This window comes from Comamonas sp. C24C, from assembly GCF_053345995.1.
In genome coordinates, this window is sequence record NZ_JBKFBC010000004.1 from 349,342 (window position 1) to 370,642 (window position 21,301).

The 21,301-nt window shown below is 62.6% G+C and carries 19 protein-coding genes; 7 read left to right on the forward strand and 12 right to left on the reverse strand.

Annotation, left to right across the window (positions count from 1 at the left end; all coding sequences use genetic code 11):
- The first annotated feature begins 173 nt into the window (after window positions 1-173).
- Both ACLBXN_RS10355 and ACLBXN_RS10360 read left to right on the forward strand, forming a co-directional pair.
- Complete coding sequence (locus tag ACLBXN_RS10355; RefSeq protein WP_447612067.1) at window positions 174-1,865, forward strand: 2-isopropylmalate synthase; 1,692 nt, start codon at window positions 174-176, stop codon at window positions 1,863-1,865.
- A 244-nt stretch (window positions 1,866-2,109) separates the two neighbouring features.
- A complete protein-coding gene (locus tag ACLBXN_RS10360) occupies window positions 2,110-4,503 on the forward strand; it encodes an adenosylcobalamin-dependent ribonucleoside-diphosphate reductase (RefSeq protein WP_447612068.1) in 2,394 nt (797 codons plus the stop codon).
- A 179-nt stretch (window positions 4,504-4,682) separates the two neighbouring features.
- On the opposite strand, the gene ACLBXN_RS10365 is transcribed toward ACLBXN_RS10360, so the two are convergent.
- A complete protein-coding gene (locus tag ACLBXN_RS10365) occupies window positions 4,683-5,585 on the reverse strand; it encodes a LysR family transcriptional regulator (RefSeq protein ID WP_343678523.1) in 903 nt (300 codons plus the stop codon).
- A gap of 97 nt (window positions 5,586-5,682) precedes the next feature.
- On the opposite strand from ACLBXN_RS10365, the gene ACLBXN_RS10370 reads away from it, so the two are divergent.
- The 3 genes from ACLBXN_RS10370 to ACLBXN_RS10380 all read left to right on the forward strand — a co-directional run bounded on the left by ACLBXN_RS10370 (window position 5,683) and on the right by ACLBXN_RS10380 (window position 8,103).
- On the forward strand, window positions 5,683-6,165 hold the full coding sequence (locus tag ACLBXN_RS10370; RefSeq protein ID WP_447612069.1) for a (R)-mandelonitrile lyase: 483 nt from the start codon (window positions 5,683-5,685) through the stop codon (window positions 6,163-6,165).
- Window positions 6,143-6,928: a carboxymuconolactone decarboxylase family protein gene (locus ACLBXN_RS10375; protein ID WP_447612070.1), complete on the forward strand. Its 786-nt coding sequence runs from the start codon at window positions 6,143-6,145 to the stop codon at window positions 6,926-6,928. Before ACLBXN_RS10370 ends, ACLBXN_RS10375 begins: the two co-directional genes overlap by 23 nt.
- A 125-nt stretch (window positions 6,929-7,053) precedes the next feature.
- Window positions 7,054-8,103: an NAD(P)-dependent alcohol dehydrogenase gene (locus ACLBXN_RS10380; protein ID WP_447612071.1), complete on the forward strand. Its 1,050-nt coding sequence runs from the start codon at window positions 7,054-7,056 to the stop codon at window positions 8,101-8,103.
- Between the two features lie 133 nt (window positions 8,104-8,236).
- Here the strand turns inward: ACLBXN_RS10380 and ACLBXN_RS10385 are convergent, their stop codons facing one another.
- From ACLBXN_RS10385 to bla, 9 genes are all read right to left on the reverse strand, one after another.
- Window positions 8,237-9,661 (reverse strand): chloride channel protein, encoded by a 1,425-nt coding sequence (locus ACLBXN_RS10385; protein WP_447612072.1) that lies wholly within the window; start codon window positions 9,659-9,661, stop codon window positions 8,237-8,239.
- A gap of 206 nt (window positions 9,662-9,867) precedes the next feature.
- Window positions 9,868-10,224, reverse strand: coding sequence for a DUF3325 domain-containing protein (locus ACLBXN_RS10390; protein WP_447612073.1), 357 nt, complete (start codon window positions 10,222-10,224; stop codon window positions 9,868-9,870).
- Entirely contained in the window at window positions 10,221-10,538 is a 318-nt protein-coding gene (locus tag ACLBXN_RS10395) for a hypothetical protein (RefSeq protein ID WP_447612074.1), read from the reverse strand. The genes ACLBXN_RS10390 and ACLBXN_RS10395 overlap by 4 nt, the downstream gene beginning before the upstream one ends.
- Window positions 10,535-10,945: a hypothetical protein gene (locus tag ACLBXN_RS10400; RefSeq protein ID WP_447612075.1), complete on the reverse strand. Its 411-nt coding sequence runs from the start codon at window positions 10,943-10,945 to the stop codon at window positions 10,535-10,537. Before ACLBXN_RS10400 ends, ACLBXN_RS10395 begins: the two co-directional genes overlap by 4 nt.
- A 45-nt stretch (window positions 10,946-10,990) precedes the next feature.
- The gene (locus ACLBXN_RS10405) at window positions 10,991-12,127 is read right to left on the reverse strand and encodes a PepSY-associated TM helix domain-containing protein (protein WP_447612076.1); all 1,137 of its coding nucleotides are present in this window, start codon (window positions 12,125-12,127) and stop codon (window positions 10,991-10,993) included.
- 52 nt (window positions 12,128-12,179) lie between these two features.
- Window positions 12,180-14,717, reverse strand: coding sequence for a TonB-dependent siderophore receptor (locus ACLBXN_RS10410; RefSeq protein ID WP_447612077.1), 2,538 nt, complete (start codon window positions 14,715-14,717; stop codon window positions 12,180-12,182).
- A gap of 145 nt (window positions 14,718-14,862) precedes the next feature.
- Window positions 14,863-15,858 carry a FecR family protein gene (locus ACLBXN_RS10415; RefSeq protein WP_447612078.1) on the reverse strand — a complete coding sequence of 332 codons (996 nt, stop codon included), beginning with the start codon at window positions 15,856-15,858 and terminating at the stop codon, window positions 14,863-14,865.
- The gene (locus ACLBXN_RS10420; RefSeq protein ID WP_447612079.1) at window positions 15,855-16,322 is read right to left on the reverse strand and encodes a sigma-70 family RNA polymerase sigma factor; all 468 of its coding nucleotides are present in this window, start codon (window positions 16,320-16,322) and stop codon (window positions 15,855-15,857) included. Before ACLBXN_RS10420 ends, ACLBXN_RS10415 begins: the two co-directional genes overlap by 4 nt.
- Window positions 16,323-16,520: 198 nt before the next feature.
- Complete coding sequence (gene bla, locus ACLBXN_RS10425; RefSeq protein ID WP_447612080.1) at window positions 16,521-17,426, reverse strand: class A beta-lactamase; 906 nt, start codon at window positions 17,424-17,426, stop codon at window positions 16,521-16,523.
- 113 nt (window positions 17,427-17,539) lie between these two features.
- Between bla and ACLBXN_RS10430 the strand changes: the two genes are divergently transcribed.
- Both ACLBXN_RS10430 and ACLBXN_RS10435 read left to right on the forward strand, forming a co-directional pair.
- Complete coding sequence (locus ACLBXN_RS10430; protein WP_447612081.1) at window positions 17,540-18,403, forward strand: LysR family transcriptional regulator; 864 nt, start codon at window positions 17,540-17,542, stop codon at window positions 18,401-18,403.
- A gap of 139 nt (window positions 18,404-18,542) precedes the next feature.
- Entirely contained in the window at window positions 18,543-19,259 is a 717-nt protein-coding gene (locus ACLBXN_RS10435; protein ID WP_447612082.1) for a glutathione S-transferase, read from the forward strand.
- 118 nt (window positions 19,260-19,377) lie between these two features.
- On the opposite strand, the gene ACLBXN_RS10440 is transcribed toward ACLBXN_RS10435, so the two are convergent.
- A complete protein-coding gene (locus ACLBXN_RS10440) occupies window positions 19,378-19,878 on the reverse strand; it encodes a disulfide bond formation protein B (protein ID WP_029158687.1) in 501 nt (166 codons plus the stop codon).
- A 161-nt stretch (window positions 19,879-20,039) separates the two neighbouring features.
- Window positions 20,040-21,167, reverse strand: a complete 1,128-nt coding sequence (locus ACLBXN_RS10445; RefSeq protein ID WP_003055644.1) for a sulfate/molybdate ABC transporter ATP-binding protein — start codon at window positions 21,165-21,167, stop codon at window positions 20,040-20,042.
- Between the last annotated feature and the right edge of the window lie 134 nt (window positions 21,168-21,301).

Sequence of the window (21,301 nt, forward strand, 5' to 3'; positions counted from 1 at the left end):
GCCGTGAAACACCGCCACCCGCTTCCGCTATGCCTACTGACTCTGACATCTGGTCGGGGTCCGTACGCACGCGCTTGCGCATGGTTCCTCTCCGGTCTCCCCAGACCCCGACCTTAGCCAGCCCAGTCCGGGCAGGGAGACCAGATCATCGTTTCAACTACTCCAAGGTCTCTATGCTGGCTGATCCCTCTACCAAATACCGCGCATTTCCCGTTGTGGACCTGCCCAACCGCCAATGGCCTGGCCGTACATTGACGCAAGCGCCCGTATGGCTGTCGACAGATTTGCGCGACGGCAATCAGGCTCTGTTCGAGCCCATGAACCACGAGCGCAAGCTGCGGCTGTTCCAGGAGCTGGTCGCCATCGGCTTCAAGGAAATTGAAATCGGCTTTCCCTCCGCTTCCCAGACCGACTTCGACATCGTGCGCCATCTGATCGACGCTCAGCTGATTCCGCAAGACGTCACGCCCATGGTCATCACCCAGCTGCGCGAGGACCTGATTGCCACCACGGTGCGCAGTGTGACGGGCGCGCGCCGCGTGATCGTGCACCTGTATAACGCCGTGGCCCCAGCCTTCCGCGAAATCGTCTTTGGCATGGAAGTGCCGCAGATCATTGCCATGGTGGAGCACCATGTGCGCCACCTCCGGCAACTGACCGAGCAGCACCCCGAAACCGAATGGGTGCTGCAGTACTCCCCGGAAACCTTTTGCATGGCCGAGCTGGACGTTTCCCTGGCCGTTTGCAATGCCGCCATTGCCGCCTGGGATGCAGGCCCCGAACGCCCCATGATCATCAACCTGCCGACCACCGTGGAGGTTTCCACTGCCAATGTGTTTGCCGACCAGATCGAATGGATGGACCGGCGCCTGGCACGACGCGAACATGTCACGCTGTCGGTACACCCCCACAACGACAGAGGCACCGGAGTGGCCTGCGCCGAGCAGGCCCTGCTGGCCGGCGCCCAACGCGTGGAGGGCTGCCTGTTTGGCAACGGAGAGCGCAGCGGCAATGTGGATCTGGTGACCCTGGCCCTGAACCTCTACACCCAGGGCATTGCCCCCGGCCTGGATTTTTCCGACATCGCTGCCGTGGCACGCATTGCCGAAGCCTCTACGGCCCTGCCCATCCATCCACGCCACCCCTATGTGGGCGATCTGGTGTTCACGGCATTCTCCGGATCGCACCAGGATGCGATTGCCAAAGGCTTTGCGGCGCAAAAGCCCGATGCTCCCTGGCGCGTTCCCTATCTGCCCATAGACCCGCAGGACCTGGGACGCACCTACGACAGCATCGTGCGCGTCAACAGCCAGTCCGGCAAAGGCGGCATTGCCTTCCTGCTGCAAAAGGACTGGGGCATCACCATGCCAAGGCGCATGCAGATCGAATTCAGCGCCATCGTCCAGGCCTGGGCCGACAGCAGCGAAACCGAGCTGAGCAGCGCGCAGATCTGGTCATTGTTCGAAGCCACCTATCTGCATGCCAACGCCCAGTCACCGGTCTTGCGCTACCAGGGCCACCGGCTGTTCGACAGCGAGCGAGGCCAGGGTGTCGAGCTGCACTGGCACGATGCAGACGGACAGACCAGGCAAAGCAGCGGCATGGGCAACGGTCCTATCGCTGCCGCGGTTGCGGCGCTGGAGTTGCCGCTGCGCATCGACAGCTATGAGGAGCGCAGCCTCGGTAACGGCGCCGACGCCTGCGCGCTTGCCATCGTCGAAGCCGCCTGGCCTGGCGTGCCCGGCTCGCGGTTTGGCGTAGGCATGCATGCGAACATCGTCACTGCATCGGTGATGGCGGTCGTGAATGCCGCTGCGCGCTTTGAGGGCGAGGTGGTTCAGACCCGCGCGCCCAACCCTGGCTAGGCCCTGCCCGAGCAGACAGACCGCCGCATGCCAACCCCTGCCCTGTCGCCGGGTTTCAGCGACTGCCAGCGCATGGACTCCCGAGCCAAAGGGTCTGTCACAATTTTGAGACAGGCCCGAGCTGCCACCGGCAGCCTCTGGCCAGCTGGAGTCCCGCGGATGTTGCGCTGCGTCACGTCACTTCCAGGCGGTCTGCGCTACAAAGTCGAATTGCATTTGAACTGCATTTAGCATGAGGCATGCCATGAACACACTCCCTCCCCAGGCCATCAGCCAGGACGTCCTGGCCGAAAAATATCTGGCCGACGGCGAGCAGTCCGAACAAGACCTGTTTGCCCGCGTGGCACACGCCCTGGCCTCCGTTGAAAAGCCCGAGCTTCAAGCCCATTGGGAACAAAAATTTCTGCTCAATCTGCAACTCGGCGCCATCGGTGCCGGTCGCATCATGGCGGCTGCGGGGCTGGATACCAAGGCCACCTTGATCAACTGCTTCGTACAGCCCGTCGCCGATGCCACCAATGGCTTCGACACCCAAGGCAACCCCGGCATCTACACGGCGCTGTCGCAGGCGGCCGAGACCATGCGCCGCGGCGGCGGTGTGGGTTATGACTTTTCCAATCTGCGCCCGCGCGGTGCGCTGGTGCGTGGCACCAATTCGAATGCGTCGGGGCCCTGCTCCTTCATCGATGTCTTCGATGCATCCTGCACCACGGTGGAGTCGGCGGGCGCACGACGCGGCGCCCAGATGGGCGTGCTGCGCATCGACCACCCCGATGTGCTGGAGTTCATCACCGCCAAGCGTCAAAAAGGCCGCTGGAACAATTTCAATGTCTCGGTCGGTGTGAGCAACGCCTTCATGCAGGCCGTCAGGGACGATGCCGAATGGGAGCTGGTCCATGTTGCCAGCCCCAGCGATGCACAGATACAGGCCGGAGCCCATCGCCGTGAAGACGGGCTGTGGGTCTATCAAAGCCAGCCTGCGCGCAAGCTCTGGGACGCCATCATGCAGTCGGCCTATGATTTTGCCGAGCCCGGCATTCTGTTCCTCGACAACATCAATGCCGACAACAACCTCTGGTATGCCGAGCAGATTGCCGCCACCAATCCCTGTGGCGAGCAACCTCTGCCGCCTTACGGCTGCTGTGATCTGGGCCCTGTCATACTCACGCGATTCGTGCGCGAACCGTTCACGCCGCAGGCCTTCTTCGACCTGGAAGCCTTTCGCGCCGCCGTCGCCGTTCAGGTGCGCATGCTGGACAACGTGCTGGATGCCACCGTCTGGCCTCTGCCCGAGCAGCAGCGTGAAGCGCAGCAAAAGCGCCGCATCGGCGTGGGCTTCACAGGGCTGGGCGATGCCTTGATTCTGCTGGGCCTGCATTACGCCAGCGATGAAGGCCTGCAGCAGGCCGAATCAATAGCCCGCGCCATGCGTGATGCAGCCTATGCAGCCTCGGTGGAGCTGGCACGGGAAAAAGGCAGCTTCCCGCTGTTCAACGCCAAGCAGTATCTGAAAAGCGGCTTTGCCAAACGACTTCCCAAGGAACTGCGTGCGGACATCAGAAAGCATGGGCTGCGCAACAGCCATCTGCTGTCCATTGCCCCCACCGGCACGGTATCGCTGGCCTTCGCCGACAACGCGTCCAACGGCATCGAGCCCGCTTTCTCGTGGACCTACACACGCAAAAAGCGCACGGCCGATGGCGGCGAACAGTTCTACACCGTACAGGACCATGCCTATCGCCTTTACAAGGCCATGCACGGCGACGAGGCACCACTGCCCGACTGCTTTGTCAGTGCGCTGGAACTGAGCGCCAGCGAGCATGTGGCCATGATGCGCTGCGTCCAGCCCTTTATCGACACCTCGATATCCAAGACCGTCAACATCCCGGCCGACTATCCCTTCGAGGACTTCAAGCACCTCTATATGGAATGCTGGGAGGCCGGCCTCAAGGGCTGCGCCACCTACCGCCCCAACGACACGCTGGGTGCAGTGCTCTCCACAGAATCTACCTCAAAAACCTCTCAAACGCCCACTGACAAAGCGCAAGCCGCTATCAATTCCTCAGGCTCCACCGGCATGACAGCCGTGATAGAGCGCCGCCCTGAGGGCCCGCTCAATGCCGTGGTCGACAAGATCGAATACTTCACGCATGACGGCATAAGGCGTCTCTACCTCGTCGTCAGCTTCATGGTGGTCGATGGCGTGGAGCGTCCCATCGAGTTCTTCATGCCAGTGGGCCAGACCGGCGAGAGCCAGCAATGGATCACTGCCACCATGCGCAGCCTGAGCCTGGCCGCACGTGGCGGCTTTCTCGACAAGGCCCTGGCCGATCTGCGCAAGGTGGCCTGGGACCGAGGCCCCGTGCGCTATGGCAGCAGAACGCGCGAAGACGGCAGTCGCATCCCGCTCTGGCACGACAGCGAGGTGGCCCTGCTGGCCTATGCCATCCAAAGCATCATCGCCAACCGGGGCTTGCCCCAGCCCGCCCCCAGCACGACAGCCACGCCGGCCGCCGCGCCCGAAAGCAATGGCCCGGTCAATGGCAAGAAATGTCCCGACTGTGGCGCTCACGCCATGATCCGCAAGGACGGCTGCGCGTTCTGCACGGCCTGCGGCTATGTAGGTGCTTGCGGCTAACAGACAGCCCTGCAAACTGGCGACTGGCGGACGCGCTCCGCCAGCAGCGGTCGCCCGCAGCGCGGCTGAGCGAAAGGAACACGGGCTCGACCTTGCCCACCACGAGCATGGTGCGACCGCCTCGCATCACCCTGCGCAACGCTGCCTGACCCAGCCATCGCCGTCGAGAAGATGTAGCCTCACGCGCCCTGAGCGCGATAACGCAAGGCCTCTATGACCAGAGCCAATGCCGGAGAGATCTGCCTTCTGTTGGCGTAGTAGAGGTGATATCCGGGAAAAATGGGCCACCAGTCCTCCAGCACAGGGATCAAGCGTCCCTGATCGATATGTGGCTGAACCAGGTCCAGCGGCACATAGGCCAGCCCCTGCCCGTCGAGCGCAGCCTGCAGCATGAGAAAGGTGTTGTTCAGGGTGACCTGACCGCTCACGCGCACGTTGACGACCTGTCCCGCCTTCTCGAACTCCCATGCATACAGCCCTCCGTACGTGGGCAGGCGCAGATTGATGCACCGATGGCTGGTCAGTTCATGCGGTGTTTGCGGCAAGGGCTGACCCCGCAGGTATTCGGGAGATGCGGCAACCGCCATGCGCAAGTCCTCTGCAATGCGCACGGCAATCATGTCCTTGTCCACCCGGTCCCCGCTGCGGACACCCGCATCGAAGCCCTGCGCAGCGATATCGGTGAAGCCATAGTCCACGCTGAACTCCAGCTGCACATCCGGATACTCATCCAGCAGGGGCTTCAGCCGCGGCCACAGGATGGAGTGGATGGCATGGTCATGGGCCGTGATGCGCACAGTTCCAGCGGGTTTGTCGCGCAAGGCACTGAGCGCACCCAGCTCCAGATCGATCTCGTCAAGACGCAAAGCCACGGTATCCAGCAGGCGCGCCCCGGCTTCGGTGGTGGAGACACTGCGCGTCGTGCGTGTCAGCAGACGTACTCCCAGGCGCTCTTCCAGGGCCAGCATGGCGTGGCTCAGCGCGGAACGCGACAAACCCAGCTGCGCCGCCGCACGCGTGAAGCTGCGCGCCCGGGCAACGGCAACGAAGGCGCGCAGGTCATTGAGATTTTCCTTGGACATTGGTGAATATCTTGCACAAGCAAATGCCAATTTTGCGGTCTTCTCAACCAATAGGGGTTTTTCTACAGTGACGAAAACCTTGAACACAGGATCTGCCATGAAAAAGACACTCACCGGCATGCTAGCTTGCGCAGCCCTCAGCAGCGGCGACGCCGCCCCCGAAGAAACCGTCTCTGGCGCCGTCATCACACGTGCCGGCACACAGAACACCATGACCGGCCCCGAAGGGTTCTTTACAGGGCTGGTACGTGTTGACCCCTTGTTTGCGGCCAACGACGAGATCAATGTCTCCGGGGCCTACGTCACTTTCTCTCCCGGTGCACGCTCGGCCTGGCACACACATCCCAAAGGGCAGTACCTCGTGGTGACCTCAGGCACGGGCCTGACACAGGAATGGGGAAAAGCCATCCAGGAGATCCGTCCCGGTGATGTAGTCTGGTGCCCGCCGGGCGTCAGACACTGGCATGGAGCGGCCCCTGGGACGGCCATGACACACCTGGCCGTTACCGGTGCCACGGCGGACGGCAGGAATGTGGAGTGGCTGGAGAAGGTCAGCGATGATCAATACAACGCCCGCTGAAACGGTCATGGCGCGGACTGCGCGTCGCCAGGCTTTGACATGGAGCCTGACCATGGTGCTGGGCTGCTCTGCTGCATACTCTCAGGAGGCTCTGAACATGGACGGTTCCGCCAAAGACACACTCTCGACGCGTCAGCAGGCCATCTTGCCCATCGCAGCCTTTGCAGCTGCCGGTGATATGGCTTGCCTGAATGCGGCCTTGAACCAAGGGCTGGACGCTGGCCTGACGATCAGCGATATCAAGGAAATCCTGGTGCAGCTCTATGCCTACGCCGGTTTTCCACGCAGCCTCAATGCGCTGGGTGAATTCATGAAAACACTTGAAACACGCAGGCGGCACGGCATCAAAGATTTGCCCGGCAGCAGCCCCAGCCGGAAGATTCCGCAGGGCGAGGCACTGCTGGCAGCCGGTACAGCCAACCAGACCCGGTTGTCGGGTGCAGCTGTCTCGGGGCCGCTGTTCGACTTTGCCCCCGCCGCAAACGAGTACCTGCGCACCCATCTGTTCGGCGACATTTTCGAACGTGACAACCTCGACTGGCAAAGCCGCGAGCTGGCCACCCTGGGCATGCTGTCCGCCCTGCCCGGGGCTGAGCCTCAGCTGCAGGCCCATATGCGCATCAGCATGAATGTGGGTCTGACTGCCGAGCAGTTGCAGGAGCTTCCTCGGGTGCTCGCCACCCATGTCGGCTCCGCTGCCGCAAGGCGTGCCGCTGATGCCCTGGCGCAGCACCTGGCAAGCCTGCAGCGCAGCAGCCCCTGAAAGCCGCTGCAACCGGATCGCCTGCCTGGGTCCTGCGAATCCCTCTGACCCCGGATTGACATCGGCATGCATTACCCTGAGCCCCTGTCCCGATACGCATTTCACCACCACGAAAGGAGTTTGCCGTGATTGTCAAAGCTTACGGAGCCCATGGCGCCGACAAACCGCTGGAGTCACTGGATATCACCCGGCGTGCCCCTGGTGCGCATGATGTGCAGATCGACATTGCATTCTGCGGAGTCTGCCATTCCGATCTCCATCAGGTTCGCTCGGAGTGGGCAGGAACCTTGTACCCCTGCGTGCCCGGCCATGAGATCGTGGGCCGTGTCGGTGCCGTCGGTGCCCACGTCTCGAAATTCAAGGTCGGCGACCTCGTAGGTGTCGGCTGCATCGTCGATAGCTGTCAGCACTGTGGGGATTGCAATGAAGGCCTGGAGAACTACTGCGACCACATGGTCGGCACCTACAACAGCCAGACCGCAGATGCTCCTGGCCACACGCTGGGCGGCTATTCCCAACAGGTCGTCGTGCACGAGCGCTATGTGCTTCGCGTGCGCCATCCTGCCGGGCAGCTGGCAGCGGTAGCGCCCCTTCTGTGCGCCGGCATCACCACCTACTCGCCGCTTCGCCACTGGAAGGTGGGGCCGGGCCACAAGGTCGGGGTCGTGGGAATCGGCGGCCTGGGTCATATGGGAATCAAACTGGCACACGCCATGGGTGCCCATGTGGTCGCATTCACCACTTCCGAGTCCAAACGCGACGATGCCAAAGCCCTGGGTGCGCATGAAGTCGTCGTCTCACGCAATACCCGGGAAATGGCAGCACATGCCAAAAGCCTGGACTTCATACTCAACACGGTGGCGGCTCCGCATGAGCTGGATGCCTTTTTCGCCCTGCTCAAACGCGACGGCACGATGGCATTGGTGGGCGCACCTGCCACGCCACATCCATCGCCCAATGTGTTCAATCTCATCATGAAGCGTCGCAGTCTGGCCGGCTCCATGATCGGAGGCATTCCCGAAACGCAGGAGATGCTGGACTTCTGTGCCGAGCATGGCATCGTCTCGGACATCGAGATGATTCGTGCCGATGAGATCAACCAGGCCTATGAGCGCATGCTCAAGGGGGATGTGAAGTACCGCTTCGTCATCGACAATGCCAGCCTCGCTCCCTGACCCGACACCTTGAGCGGCGGTGCCAGCTCCAGCCCCGGACAGCTGCAACCGGTTCTGACGGACAGTCCGGGGCGCAATGACCTGTCGCGCCTGGCCGGCCGCACCTAGCCGGCCGCGCCTCGCAGGTTGCGCCTCAGCAGGTCTTGCTTTCAGCGTCTGCCTTTGCCGGCTCAACGGAGGGCTCCGCCCGCGCGGTCTCCGCTGGGGCCGTCGCAGGCTCGGGTTCAGGCTCCTTGGGCAAGGAAGCACGCGCCACATGAAGCATGTGCAAGGCCAGCGATTCGTACAGCGGCCGCGCAATCATGCGCGAGATCATGCTGGCGATCATGGCCGATGCCATGAGGCTGAGCACCAGAGCGTGGCCGTCCACCATCTCCATCACGATGATGAAAGCCGTCAGCGGCGCCTGGGTCACGGCCGCCAGAAAGGCGGCCATGCCCATTGCTATCAAGGCAGGAGCTATATCCGTAGTCCCAGCAAGCGATGCCACATTATTCCCGACACCTGCGCCAATCGACAGCGAGGGGGCGAAGATGCCGCCGGGCACGCCCACCCAGGCCGATAGCCAGGTGGCGATGAACTTGAGCGTGACATAGAACTCGGGCACGTCGGCCTCGCCCTGCAGCATATGCTTGACGGCCTCCGAGCCCGCACCAAAAGTGGCACCGCCGGTGACCACGCCGATGACGGCAATCAGCAGGGCCAGCACCGCGGCAAAACGAATCGGAAAGCGCGACCTGAGCTTGTTGAGGCGTTCGGTGGACGAGGTCAGCGAATGGGTCATGAGCTTGGCGAACAGGCCACCGAGCACGCCGCAGGTCAGCGCCACCGCCAGGCAAGGCAGCAGGTCGCGCCAGCCGAGTTCGGCCACGCGGATTCGACCAAAATAGCTCAGATTGCCGAAGACCGAGACCCCCATCAGACCGGCCAGCACAATCGCCGCGATGATGAGACCGCTGGAGCGTGACTCCAGCTTGCGCGAGAGCTCCTCGATCGCAAACACCACGCCCGCCAGCGGGGCGTTAAAGGCGGCGGCAATACCTGCCGCGCCGCCAGCCACCAGCAAAGCATGGGTGTTGATGACGGACTTGGGGCCCAGCCAGCGCCGGGCCGAATGCATGACACCGGCAGCCACCTGCACCGACGGCCCTTCGCGCCCTATCGACAGCCCAGCGAGAAATCCCGCGCTGGACAGCACGATCTTGGCAAACGACAGCCACAGTGACACAAAGCGCTTGCGCAGACCGGCATCGACCGACGGCTCCAGCGTGGCAATCACCTGCGGGATGCCCGAGCCACTGGCCCCAGGCGCCCATTTGCGCGTGGCCCAGACGGCGGCAGCCGTGACGGCCGGCATCCAGATCAGCACCAGCCAACCGTTGACGCCGTGATAGATGCTCTCGAAAAAACCGAAAGCTGCCTCGGCCAGCAGTGTGAATGCCACCACGCTCAGGCCCGCTGCAGCGGCATAGGCCAGCACTATTGTCCGCTCCAACCAGCGCTTTCCGTCGCGCATCTCTTCATTGAGGTTATGGAAGAAATCTGGCTCTTGCTGCATGGGCGGGCAATCGTTTCGGGGCGGCTGCAAAAATGGGCGAATACCCACATTCTGCGCCAGCTGCAGGGCTGCGCAGATTGGCAATGTCCACAACGGCCTGTACCGCAGGTGTGCCGAATGGCGGCACGAGCCTGGAACCCACACCAGAACCAGGCGGACTGCCCTGGGCAAATAGACCGCCCCGGTCTATCCCCGAGCGGCCGCTGTCATCGCATCGGTTCCGTCAGAATCGTCCACGCCAAGGCGGCCAGGCCGCCCATGACCGCAAGCACTGCGCCACGCCTAGGCATATAGGCCAGCAGCCATGCGACGGCCAGCGCGGCCAGACTCAGGCAGCCGAGCCAGACGACTATTCCCACCGCACTACCCCAGCAACCTGTGCAGAGCCATAGAGCCACCATCATCAGCGCCGCTCCCGTCACGCGCAGCAAGGCCCGCTGCACAGACCCGGGCTCACTCCGCGATACGATCTGATGGCAATGCCTGTCCATGGCCTGGCTCAGCACCAGCATGCCTGCCAGGCACAGCGCCAGAACGCAGATCATCACCGGCCAGAAACTCATGCCAGTCCTTTCAGCGCCTGCAGCGCGACCGCCATCACGGCAGCCCAGCCTGCCATCCCTGTCGCCACTCTCGGCAGGCTGCGCACATGGAAGGCCCAGAGCGCCACTACGGTGTAGATCACAAAGCTGAGCAAGGTGGACAGCAACACGGCAGGTGCACGCTGCATGACCCCCACGGCCACGAGCGCATGGGCCAGCACGGCGCAGGTCAACGCCGTGAGCGCATAGCCGCCCAGCGTGGCCATCAGCGCGCGCAGCAGCACGGCCCAGCGATAGCGCCTGGTCTGTTCCTGGGTCATTGCAGCCGCTTTCATATGAGACCTCCTGAGATCGCGCCACGGGCCGCACGCGGCTGCCGCACGCTCTTGCTACGCCGCGACTTTTCGTGCCGCCATGCCCCCCAAGCCACCAGCAGGCCCAACCCCATGCAGGTCAGCTCCAGCCCGGCTCGCCGGCCGTCGCCCTGCGCCAGATACAGCAGCAGGTGCTGGCCTGTGGTGATGGCATTGAGCAGCGGCAAGCCCAGACATAGCAAGGCCAGAGCGCATAGCTGCTCGCGCCATGCCTTGTACGTTGTGCGCAGCAGCGCATGCAGCAGGCTCAATGCCCAGATGGCAAAGAACACGCGGATTTCCCAGCCGGAGCGCAGCTCCAGCGCCAGCAGGCGGTTGCCGTAGAGATAGGCAATCGACGCCAGTGCCGAGCCTGCCAGCGCTGCCACATTGAGAGCGTCGATACAGCGGTAGATGGAATGCGTTGCCAGGCCCTATTCGTTACCACTTTTTGCTCGACGCTTGACCGCAAACAATATCGATCCGGAGGCAATCATCGCGGTGCCGATCAGACCCAGAACAAAGTACAGCCACTTCATCGTCCAGCCACCAAAGGTGACCAGATGCAGCGCGCTGATGACGGGATGGGTATCGCTTGCAAAACTACTGGACGGCGGATTGGCGGGCTGCAGTAACAGCTGGCCGTCGACGGCATCGAAGGTCACCGAATTGGCGACATTGACCATTTGGCGCGTCGCCGCCGTATCCGGCTTGCCCTCCATGAAACCCACCGTGGCCCGGCCGTGCTCGGGTCGCTGCACCAACACCTCCATCACAGGCTGCGCCAGCAAGGACTGGGCCTGCTGCGCGAGGCCGACAAGATCCGCACCGGCAATGGCAGGCACATCTGAAGCCGCTTTCACCTCCGGCCTGGCCTTCAGCTCGGACTCGTAGCGGCTGTAGGCCGAGCGCTCCTGCCCATACAGGGATTGCAGCGGCCAGGGCATATAGCTGGTGTAGAAATGCGCAAGTCCGGTGTAGACGATCATGAACAGAAACGGCAACGTGAGCACGGCCGATGCGTTGTGCGCATCCAGCCAGGAACGCTGCCCCTTGCCGGGCCGGAAGGTGAAGAAGTCCTGGAAGATGCGCCGGTGCACGATCACGCCCGAAACCAGCGCCACCATCATGCACATCGATACCAGCCCCACCACCCAGAAGCCCGCGATACCGCCCTGCAGAGAATAGTGAAAGGACATGAAGTGCCGGCCGCCTTCGGTCTGACGCAGAGCGGGTTCAGGCAGGACCTGGCCCGTCAGCGCATGCAGGCTGGCCTGCACCTTGCCGTCCTGAGAACGCGCAAATACCTTGACGCCCTCGCCGGTCTGCAGCGGCAGACCGATGCGCCAGATACCGGCATCCGGCGCCGTCTTGCTCAGGTGCAGCTCGGCCAGCCGCAAGACCTGCAGACGCTCGTTCAAAGAAAGCGGCTGCTGGCCGCTGCCTTCCAGTGGCACGGCCTGCATCCACAGCGTGATGGGTTCACGGAACACGCTGATCGAGCCCGTCAGAAAAATGGCGCAGAGCAGCCAGCCGCACACCAGGCCGCACCAGGTGTGCAGCCATGACATGGTCTGGCGAAGTCCGGGCTGAGATGCTGGCTTGCCGCTCATGTCAGCCCGCTCAGAATGCGCCACGCAAGGTCAGCAGCACGCTGCGCGGCTCGCCGTACCAGTTGCCGCTGCCCGAGGTTCCAACCGTCTTGTAGTACGTCTTGTCGAACAGATTGTGCACATTGAGTGCAGCCGACCAGTTGCGATTGATGCGGTATTGCACGCTGGCACCCCAGACGGCGTAGCCGGCCTGAGTGAAGCGGAAGGGAACGGCACCGCCATCGTACCGGCCCGATGCCGGGTTGTAGCTGTTGGCCGTCCCGCTGACATAGGTGGCGCTTTGCAGTGTCACGCCGCCGCCCACGGTCCAGGGCGAGAGCTGGCCCTGCAGCTGATAGGTGCTCCAGAGTTTGAGCAGATGCTTGGGCGTGATGGAGCTATAGACCAGCTGCGACGGGTCGGTCTTGTTGCGATTGTGGTTGTATGTATAGCCGGCAAACAACTGCCAGCCCTGCGCCAGCTGGCCGGTGACTTCCATGTCCAGGCCCTGACTGATGATCTTGCCCTGGGCCACATAGCAGCAGCTCAGGCCCAGGTTGCCGACATCGGTTTCCGGATAGCGCGGATCACGCACCGCCTGGCCCTTGCGCTCTATCCGGTAGAGAGCAAATGCAGTATTGAGCTTGCCCTCGGCGAGCTCTCCCTTCACGCCCAGCTCGAAGCTGCGGCCCTTGATCGGATCCAGCGCCGCCCCCGGTGCAGGGCCTGCCAGCATATTGGCCTGCGACTTGTGGATCTCGGTCACACTGCCATAGGCTGTCCACTGCTTGCCCAGGTCATACACCAGGCCCGCATAGGGTGTGAAGATGCCGCTTTCGCTGTAGTATTCGCGGCCGCTGGCCCTAACACTGCCGTCGGCGTTGTAGTTGATATACGGCGTGTCATAGGAGTAGCTGGCATAACGCCCTCCGACAATGGCAGTGAGCTGATCCGTCAGGCTCAGATTGGCACGGCCGTAAAAGCCTTTTTGCGTGGCACCGTAGCCGGGATAGCTGCGTGTCTTGCGCTCGCTTGCCGCCGAGGGAATTCGGCCGGGATCGAACTCATAGACATTGGTCAGCGACAGCGGCGTATCCATCTCGGAGTAATAGGTGTCCTGATCGTCACGGACCTTGCTCCAGTCCGCGCCGAGCAGCAAACGGTGCTTGCGGCCGAACAGCGAAAACGAGCCGCTGGCATGCACATCCAGACTTTTTTTCTCCGAACGAAAGTCGTTGGAAAAGCCGGTCCAGTTGGCGCCAAGACCTGTTGCAGGGTCAACGGCTCCGCTGAGGCTGGCCAGCCGTGAATCGCTGTCCACCTTCTGATAATTGACTTGAGCCTTGAGCTTCCAGTCCCCCGCCAGTTGCTGGTCGACCTGCGCAAAAATCTCCTTGGCGCTCTTGTCGTAGTGGCTCCAGCCCGCCATCAGCGCGGTTTTGCGGGACAGCTTCAGATCGTCGCCATTGGCGGCACGCGGCAGGCCTTCGCGCCAGGGAGTGGCCTTGAGCTTGTCGTAGCTGGCTCCCAGGCTCACACGCGTGGAGCTAGTCACATCGGCTTCCAGAATGCCGTAGAGCAAGCTGTTTTGCGAATCCGCTCCGCGATAGAAAAAGTTCTTGTCTGAATGCGCGAGCACGGCACGACCTCGCAGGCTCCCTGCTTCATTCAACGGGCCCGCCACATCCAGCTCGGCCTGTTTGCGATTCCAGCTGCCGACGCCCACCGAGCCCAGAATCTGCTTTTGCGCCGTAGGACGCTTGCGCACCAGATTGATGGCACCGCCGGGCTCTCCATTGCCGCTGAACAGGCCATTGGCGCCGCGCACCACCTGCACACTGTCATACATGGCCAGATTGGGGTCGAACAGTTGCTGGCTGAATGCGTCCACACTGGCACCGTCGATCTGCACATTGCTGATCTCGAAGCCTCGCGACAGAAACTTGGTGGCCGCACCACCCAGTCCACCCGCGCCGCCATAGTCCACCGTCACGCCGGTGGTCTGCTGCATCACTTCCCCCACGTTGCTCATGGCCTGATCTTCAATGCGCTGGCGCGTCACCACCGAGATCGACTGTGGTGTCTCGCGGATGTCCTGCCCTTTGCCCAGGGACACGTATGAGGCGGCATACGAGCCACTGCCCTCTGTGGCTTCGCGCTCAGCCTGGGCCGTCACCGTCACCTCGCCCAGCATGCCGGTCTGGCTGCTGTGGCGGCGCACGGTGATGGCCGCCCCGACAGGGACAGCTTCCAGCCCGCTCCCAGCCAGCGCCTTTGCCAACGCCTCGTTCAAGGTCTGAACGCCTTGCAGCGCCGGCGCTGTGCGGCCCTCCACCAAGGCTGCGTCGACCGAAACCGACACCCCCCAGGTGCGGGCCAGTGCATTCAATGCCTGTCCCAGGGGCTGCGCAGGCAAGCTCAGGCTGTGCGATGTGGACATGGCCGTCTGGCTGTTGGCGCTCTGGGCATGAGCCGTCGGCAATACCGCCAGACCTGACCAGGCCAGACAAGCCATGGCACTGGCCAGAGCCACGCTACGCAGACTGCCGCAATGCGAACCCGCAGCCATACCCTCCCCTTGCCAAGAAGAAAAATGAGAGTGATTTCTTTTCATCAAATGCATCCTGTGAATTGCTTGTCTAAGTGCTTTCACAGTGAAGACGCATGAAACGGCTTGTACCGGACAAAAAATTTTCAGCCTGCCAGGCCTGCCGTCAGCGCCGGTGGATGGCGACTCTGCCGTCGGGCAGCGACTGCACCCGCACGGGCAGGGAGCGCGGCAGGCTAGCGATGAAGATGGCAGGCTCGCGCAGCTTGAAGCTGCCGGTCAGCCGCAGCGCTTGCAGAGAAGCTGTATCGTCCAGCACCATCGGCTGGTTCAGGTAGTCATTCCAGCGCGCCACGACCTCGGGCAGTGGCGTGTGGTCAAACACCAGCCAGCCTTCGCGCCAGGCGCCCACATCCGCCGCGTTCAGGGAGTAAGGGGCAAGCTGGCCGCTAGCATCGAGGCGCAAGCCCTGGCCTGCGGCCAGGAGCGCGTCGGGGGGCCGATCGGCCATGCCGCCCTGCTTCCACACTGCCACACGTCCCTGAGCAACGCTGACCTGCAGGCCGGCAGGCCGCAACGCCACGGAGAAAACCGTGCCCAGCACACGTACGCGGCCCAGGGCCGTGTGCACCTCGAGGGGACGCTCTGCGTCATGGGCTACGTTGAGCCGGATTTCGCCCTGTTGGAGATGAACCTCGCGACGCTGGCGATACAGCAGCACCGATGCATCGGTGCCTGGCGCCAGATCAAGCTGGCTGCCGTCGGGAAGATGGCGGCTCAGCTGCTGGCCATGGCCTGTATGCAGCGCCATCTGCTCCGTTGGCTGCAGCCACTGCCAGCGGCCAAGCATGCCGGCCAGCCCCGCCACACCAGCCACCCCCAGCACGGACAGCGCACGACGGCGGCTCTGCTGCAGACGCGCCGAATGAGTCGCAGGCAAAGGCATCTCGCCCTGCAAGGCACTGCCTTGTGTCGCTGCCCAGCCTGCCATGGCCGCCTGCGCCGCCTGCTCGTTCGCAGGTTCCCTGGCACGCCAGCGCGCCAGCGCCTCCATTGCAGCCTGCGCCACATCAGGACTTGCGCCATGCTGGCGCGCAATCAGCAACAAGGCGTGCTCCAGGCGCTTGCGATCCGGCTTGCCGAAGAAAGCGTCGGCACTCATGAGGTTAGCCCCATGCAATCGCACACTGCGCGCACCACATGCTTTTCGATGGCAGCTTCGCTGATATTCATATGGGCTGCGGCCTCGGCATGGCTGAAGCCATAGATGCGCACCAGCACAAACACCTCGCGGCGCTTGCGCGGCATGGCTTGCAAACGGCGAGACAGCAGGGCCAGTTGCTGCCGCCCTTGCACCTGACGCTCGGGCGAGGGGGCTTCATCTGCAGCCACCACGGCCAGGGTCTGCAGCATGCGGGCTTCGGCAGTGCGGCGGCGCGCATCGTCGATCACGATGTTCTTGCCGGTGCGAAACAGCAGCGCGCGCAAGTCCCGTATTGCAAGATCTCGCGACTGCATGGCAAATACGCGGGCATAGCTTTCCTGCACCACATCCGCGGCCGCATCCCGGCTATTGAGTGAGCGAGCAAAGAAACTGACGAGTTCTGCGTAATAGTGCGCAACCACGGGTACACCTCGACCTCTTGCGAGGCATGCCGCCCAGGCTCTGGAATCAGCTGCAAAGCATGCAGCGACGGAGCGGGAAAGCGCAGACTCTATCAGAAAATGAGAATCAATCTCATTGAATGACGAATATTAAAGCCTCGTCGCATTAATGCAGAGCCAGCGCCGCGACAAGCTGTGAACCTGCGGCTCCGTCGCTGATCAGATCGCGTAATACCAGCGCTTGATCGCTTCGCCAGCCTTGGCCAGCACGGCTTCACGCCCTGCCCCATCGAGAGGGCTACCGGTCAGATAGGCCGCCACCAGCAGCGGCGCAGATTGCGCGGTAGGCCAGACGATGAGCGTGTCGCAGGCCGTGCCCCTCTCGCCGCTGCCCGTCTTGCCGCCCACCTTCCAGTCGCCCGGCATGCCGGCACGCACGCGCTTGTCGCCGGTACGGCTGTCCGCCAGCCATTGCTGCAGCAGTGCACGGGCATAGCCTTCCAGCACATCGCCCAGCAGCAGCTTCTGCAGACTTTGCACCATGGCCTGTGGCGTCGTGGTGTCGCGCTCATCGCCGGGCAGCGCAGTGTTCAGCGAAGGTTCGTTGCGGTCCAGTCTGGTGGTGCCGTCACCCAGTTCGCGCAGCCATTGCGTCAGCGCTACCGGCCCGCCACTGGCTTCCAGCATCACATTGGCTGCCGTGTTGTCGCTGATAACGACCATCGCTTCGCACAGCTCCTGAACCGTCATGCCCCCATTGGCTCCCGCCCGCTTTTCGGATATCGGCGACCACGCCACGACCTCGGAAGGAGAGTAATAGAGCTTTCGCCACAGACGAATCTCGTCTCTTTGAGCCAGATAGAGCACGCGGGCGGCCAGCAAGGTCTTGAAGGTGCTGCACATGGGAAAGCGCTCGTCGCCGCGCCAGCCTGCCTCGGCGCCGCTGACGGTATCCAGCACATGCAGGCCGAGCCGGCCCTGAGACTGAATTTCCAGCGCCGCCAGCTCGTCGCTCAATGTTCTCGCCGCCGCAGCTTGCTGCTTGGAGATAAAAGCACAGCCGCTCAGTCCCCAGGCCCCCAGACCCAAGGCCAGTCCTGTTGTCAGCATGCTGCGTCGTTGCATAAGATCCTCTTGTAGTTAACTGTGATGGTTTGAAGCATATAGCGCTGTATTCAGGTGAACCAGCAGTAATAATTGACGCCATCCATTAGAAAAACTTTTACCTCTATCGTCCCATGCAGCTTCCACTGAACGCCTTGCGCATGTTTGATGCGGCGGCACGCCATCTGAGCCTGACCCGCGCCGCACAGGAGCTGCATGTGACGCAGGCTGCCGTCAGCCAACATATCCGCAATCTCGAAGAACGCCTGGGCAAGCCGCTGTTTCGCCGCCTGCCCCGCGGTCTGGCCCTGACCGACGAAGGCCAGGCCTTGTGGCCTGTGGTGGCGCAAAGCTTTGAGCGCATAGAACAATCGCTGCAGCAGGTGGCGGAGCCGCGGCCACGCGAAATCCTGAGTGTGGGCGTGGTCGGCACTTTTGCCATCGGCTGGCTGATTCCCAGGCTAAGCCAGTTCCAGCAGTTGCATCCCTATATAGACCTCCGGCTGCTGACCAATAACAATCGCGTCGATCTGGCTGGCGAAGGACTGGACGCCGCCGTGCGCTTTGGCGACGGTGCTTGGCATGGCACGCATGCACAGATGTTGCTGCGCGCTCCGCTCTCTCCCATGTGCACCCCCATGCTGGCACAGCAGCTGCGCGAGCCTGCCGACCTGGCCCGGCAAACCCTGCTGCGCTCCTATCGCACCCAGGAATGGGAAGGATGGTTTGCCGGCCTGGACCAGACTGCCCCGCTGGCACGCGGAGCCATGTTCGACTCCTCGTTGACGCTGGCCGAGGCCGCCGCCCAGGGCGCAGGCATTGCCTTGCTGCCCGCGCGCATGTTCGAGCACATGCTGCAGCAAGGCCGGCTGGTGCGCCCTTTTGCCCACGAGGTCGATACCGGCGCCTACTGGCTGACCTATCTCAAGTCACGCCAGGCCAGCTCCGCCTTGCAGACTTTCAGACATTGGCTGATGACCCAGCTGCAAACCGACTGAAACCAGCGCTCTTTAATGGCTCAAACCTTTTCCTGCCAAGCGCTTCAAGCTATCAATCCATGAGTCCTCCGCAGCCGCCAAGCCGCACAGGTATGCATGGCTTCAGGGCAACGGGTAAAGTACACGCCCAGCAAGCGCCATGGCGCTTTGGTTTTATTTATTTCATCAGACACCTGCCTTGACTGCCGCCGCCACCCTGCCCGTCCTTTACTCCTTCCGCCGCTGCCCCTATGCCATACGCGCCCGTCTGGCGCTGGCGCACGCGGGCCTGGCTTGCGAACTGCGTGAAATCAATCTGCGCAACAAGCCGCAGGCGCTGCTCGACGCGTCGCCCAAGGGCACTGTGCCCGTGCTGGTGCTGCAGGATGGCAAAGTCATCGATCAGAGCCTCGAGGTGATGTTGCATGCGCTGCGCGGCAACGACCCCGACGGCTGGCTGCAACCCACGCATGGCAGCCTGAAAGACATGCTGGCCCTGATCGAGCGCAATGACGGCTTCTTCAAACAGGCTCTTGACCGCTGCAAATACCCCGAGCGCCATGACGCCGAGGCCGTGAACCAGGCCCAGGCCGATGCGCTGACCTGGCTGGCGGCCCTGAACGATCAGCTCGAGGAAACCGGCTATCTGTTCGGCCTGAACCCCAGCCTGGCCGATATGGCACTACGCCCCTTTGTAAGGCAGTACGCGCGCATCGACGAAGTGCAGTGGAACGAGCAGCCCTGGCCTCATCTCCAGCACTGGCTGCAGCGCTGGATCGACTCGGCCCTGTTTGCCGAAGTCATGGAAACCTATCCGGGCTGGGTTCCAGGCAGCAAGGGACCGACCTTTGTGGGCGAGAACGTGGAAAGCCTCTGATGCCGCAGCCATGGCTGCGAACGCTTGACTGACAGCGGTGGCACGCGTTTGACAAGCATCAAAAAACCCCGGCAGCTTGCGCTTTCCGGGGTTTTTGTTTCATTGCCGTCAACAAGAGTCAGCGCTTCGCGCCCTTGAACAGCAGCACCGCCAGAATCACGAAAAACGCCACAAAGCAGACAAACGACCAGTTGGCAATGGAGCCGCCCAGCAAAGTCCAGTCAATGGCGGCGCAGTCGCCCGAGCCCTGGAAGATCATGGGAATGGAGCGGCTGAAGGAGTAGTGCTCGATCATTCCATAGAAGTCACGGCCGCAGGTCGCAAACTCGGGGGGATACCACTGCAGCCAGCTCTGACGTGCTGCCACGAACGCGCCGAAACCGCTGCTCAACAGAGCCAGAATGCCAAAACTCATCCACCAGCCTTTTTGGCCTCTAACGCTTGCCAGTCCTGTGAAGATAGCTACCAAAATCAGTGCATATCGCTGCACGATGCACATGGGGCAAGGCTCCAGACCCACCACATGCTGCAGGTAAAGGCCAAACGCCAGCATGGCAACACAGGCGACGCTGATCAGCGCCAGGATGCGCCGCGGCGCAGTTTCAAACCATTGAAGCATCATTATCTTTCTGCGAAATTTCTAAATCATGCCAGCACCAAGGATAACGCCCTCTGATGCCTGCATGACTCCTTCGCAGAAGACTGCAAGCCAGAGCCGCCTCGCGGCGACTCTGTCATCCCCCTAAGACAGGGGAAAGGCGCATAGCGCCTCAGGGGGGGTCAAATCCCGGCCGCCTCATCCAGAAACACCTTGGCCCGGCGCGGTGTCACCACCAGGGTTTCACCTTCGCGCAGACCCATGTCCTTGAACTGCTGTGCGGGAATCTGGGCTTCAATCAACCCGTCCTCACCGGCATGGCTGGCGTTTGGTGTGGTCTCGGAGGGAATAAGTTCCAGCCTTGCGATGGGGCCGACCACAATGGCGCGCGAAAGCTGGGCCACGATGCCTGTGGGACGGCCTTGGGCGTCGAGATTCTGGCCAGGGGAATAGCGCTCCACTTCCAGATCATGGGGTCGCACATAGGCAAAAGCCTGACTGTCCTGGGCACCGCGCGCATCGCTGCTGTCAAGCTGCATGCCTTCGTCCAGATAGACCCGGCCGTCGCTGGCGCGGCCCTTGAACAGATTCACGTCACCCAGGAAGCCATAGACAAACGGGGTGGCCGGGTTGTCCCAGACCTGCTGGGGCGTGCCTTCCTGTTCGATCTTGCCCTGGTTGATGACCACCACGCGGTCCGCCACTTCCAGGGCCTCTTCCTGGTCGTGGGTCACGAAGATGGAAGTCACATGCAACTCGTCGTGCAACTGACGCAGCCAGCGACGCAGTTCCTTGCGCACCTTGGCATCCAGCGCACCAAAGGGCTCGTCAAGCAACAGCACCTTGGGCTCGACGGCCAGGGCGCGGGCCAGCGCGATACGCTGACGCTGACCACCCGAGAGCTGCGACGGGTAGCGCTCGGCAATCCAGTCCAGCTGCACCAGCTTGAGCAGCTTCATGACCTTTTCCTTGATGACTGCTTCGCTGGGGCGCTCCTTGCGCGGCTTGACACGCAGGCCGAAGGCCACGTTCTCGAACACGGTCATGTGGCGGAACAGCGCATAGTGCTGGAACACAAAGCCCACATTGCGATCACGCACATGCACATCGGTGGTGTCTTCGCCGCTGAAGTGGATGCTGCCCACATCGGCCGTCTCCAGACCCGCGATGATGCGCAGCAGCGTGGTCTTGCCGCAGCCCGAAGGGCCGAGCAAGGCGATCAGCTCGCCCGACTTGATATCCAGACTCACATCGCGCAGGGCCTGAAAATCGCCAAACTGCTTGCTGACATTACGAATTTCGATACTCATGATGAATCTCTTGTTCTGACCCGGGCAGCTCAGGCTGCCTTGGCGGTTTTGTTCGTTGCGAGGCTGATCTGGCCTGGACGCTCGGGGGGGGCTTCGGCTGCGGCCTTGGCCTGCTGCTCGGCACGCCACTCGGC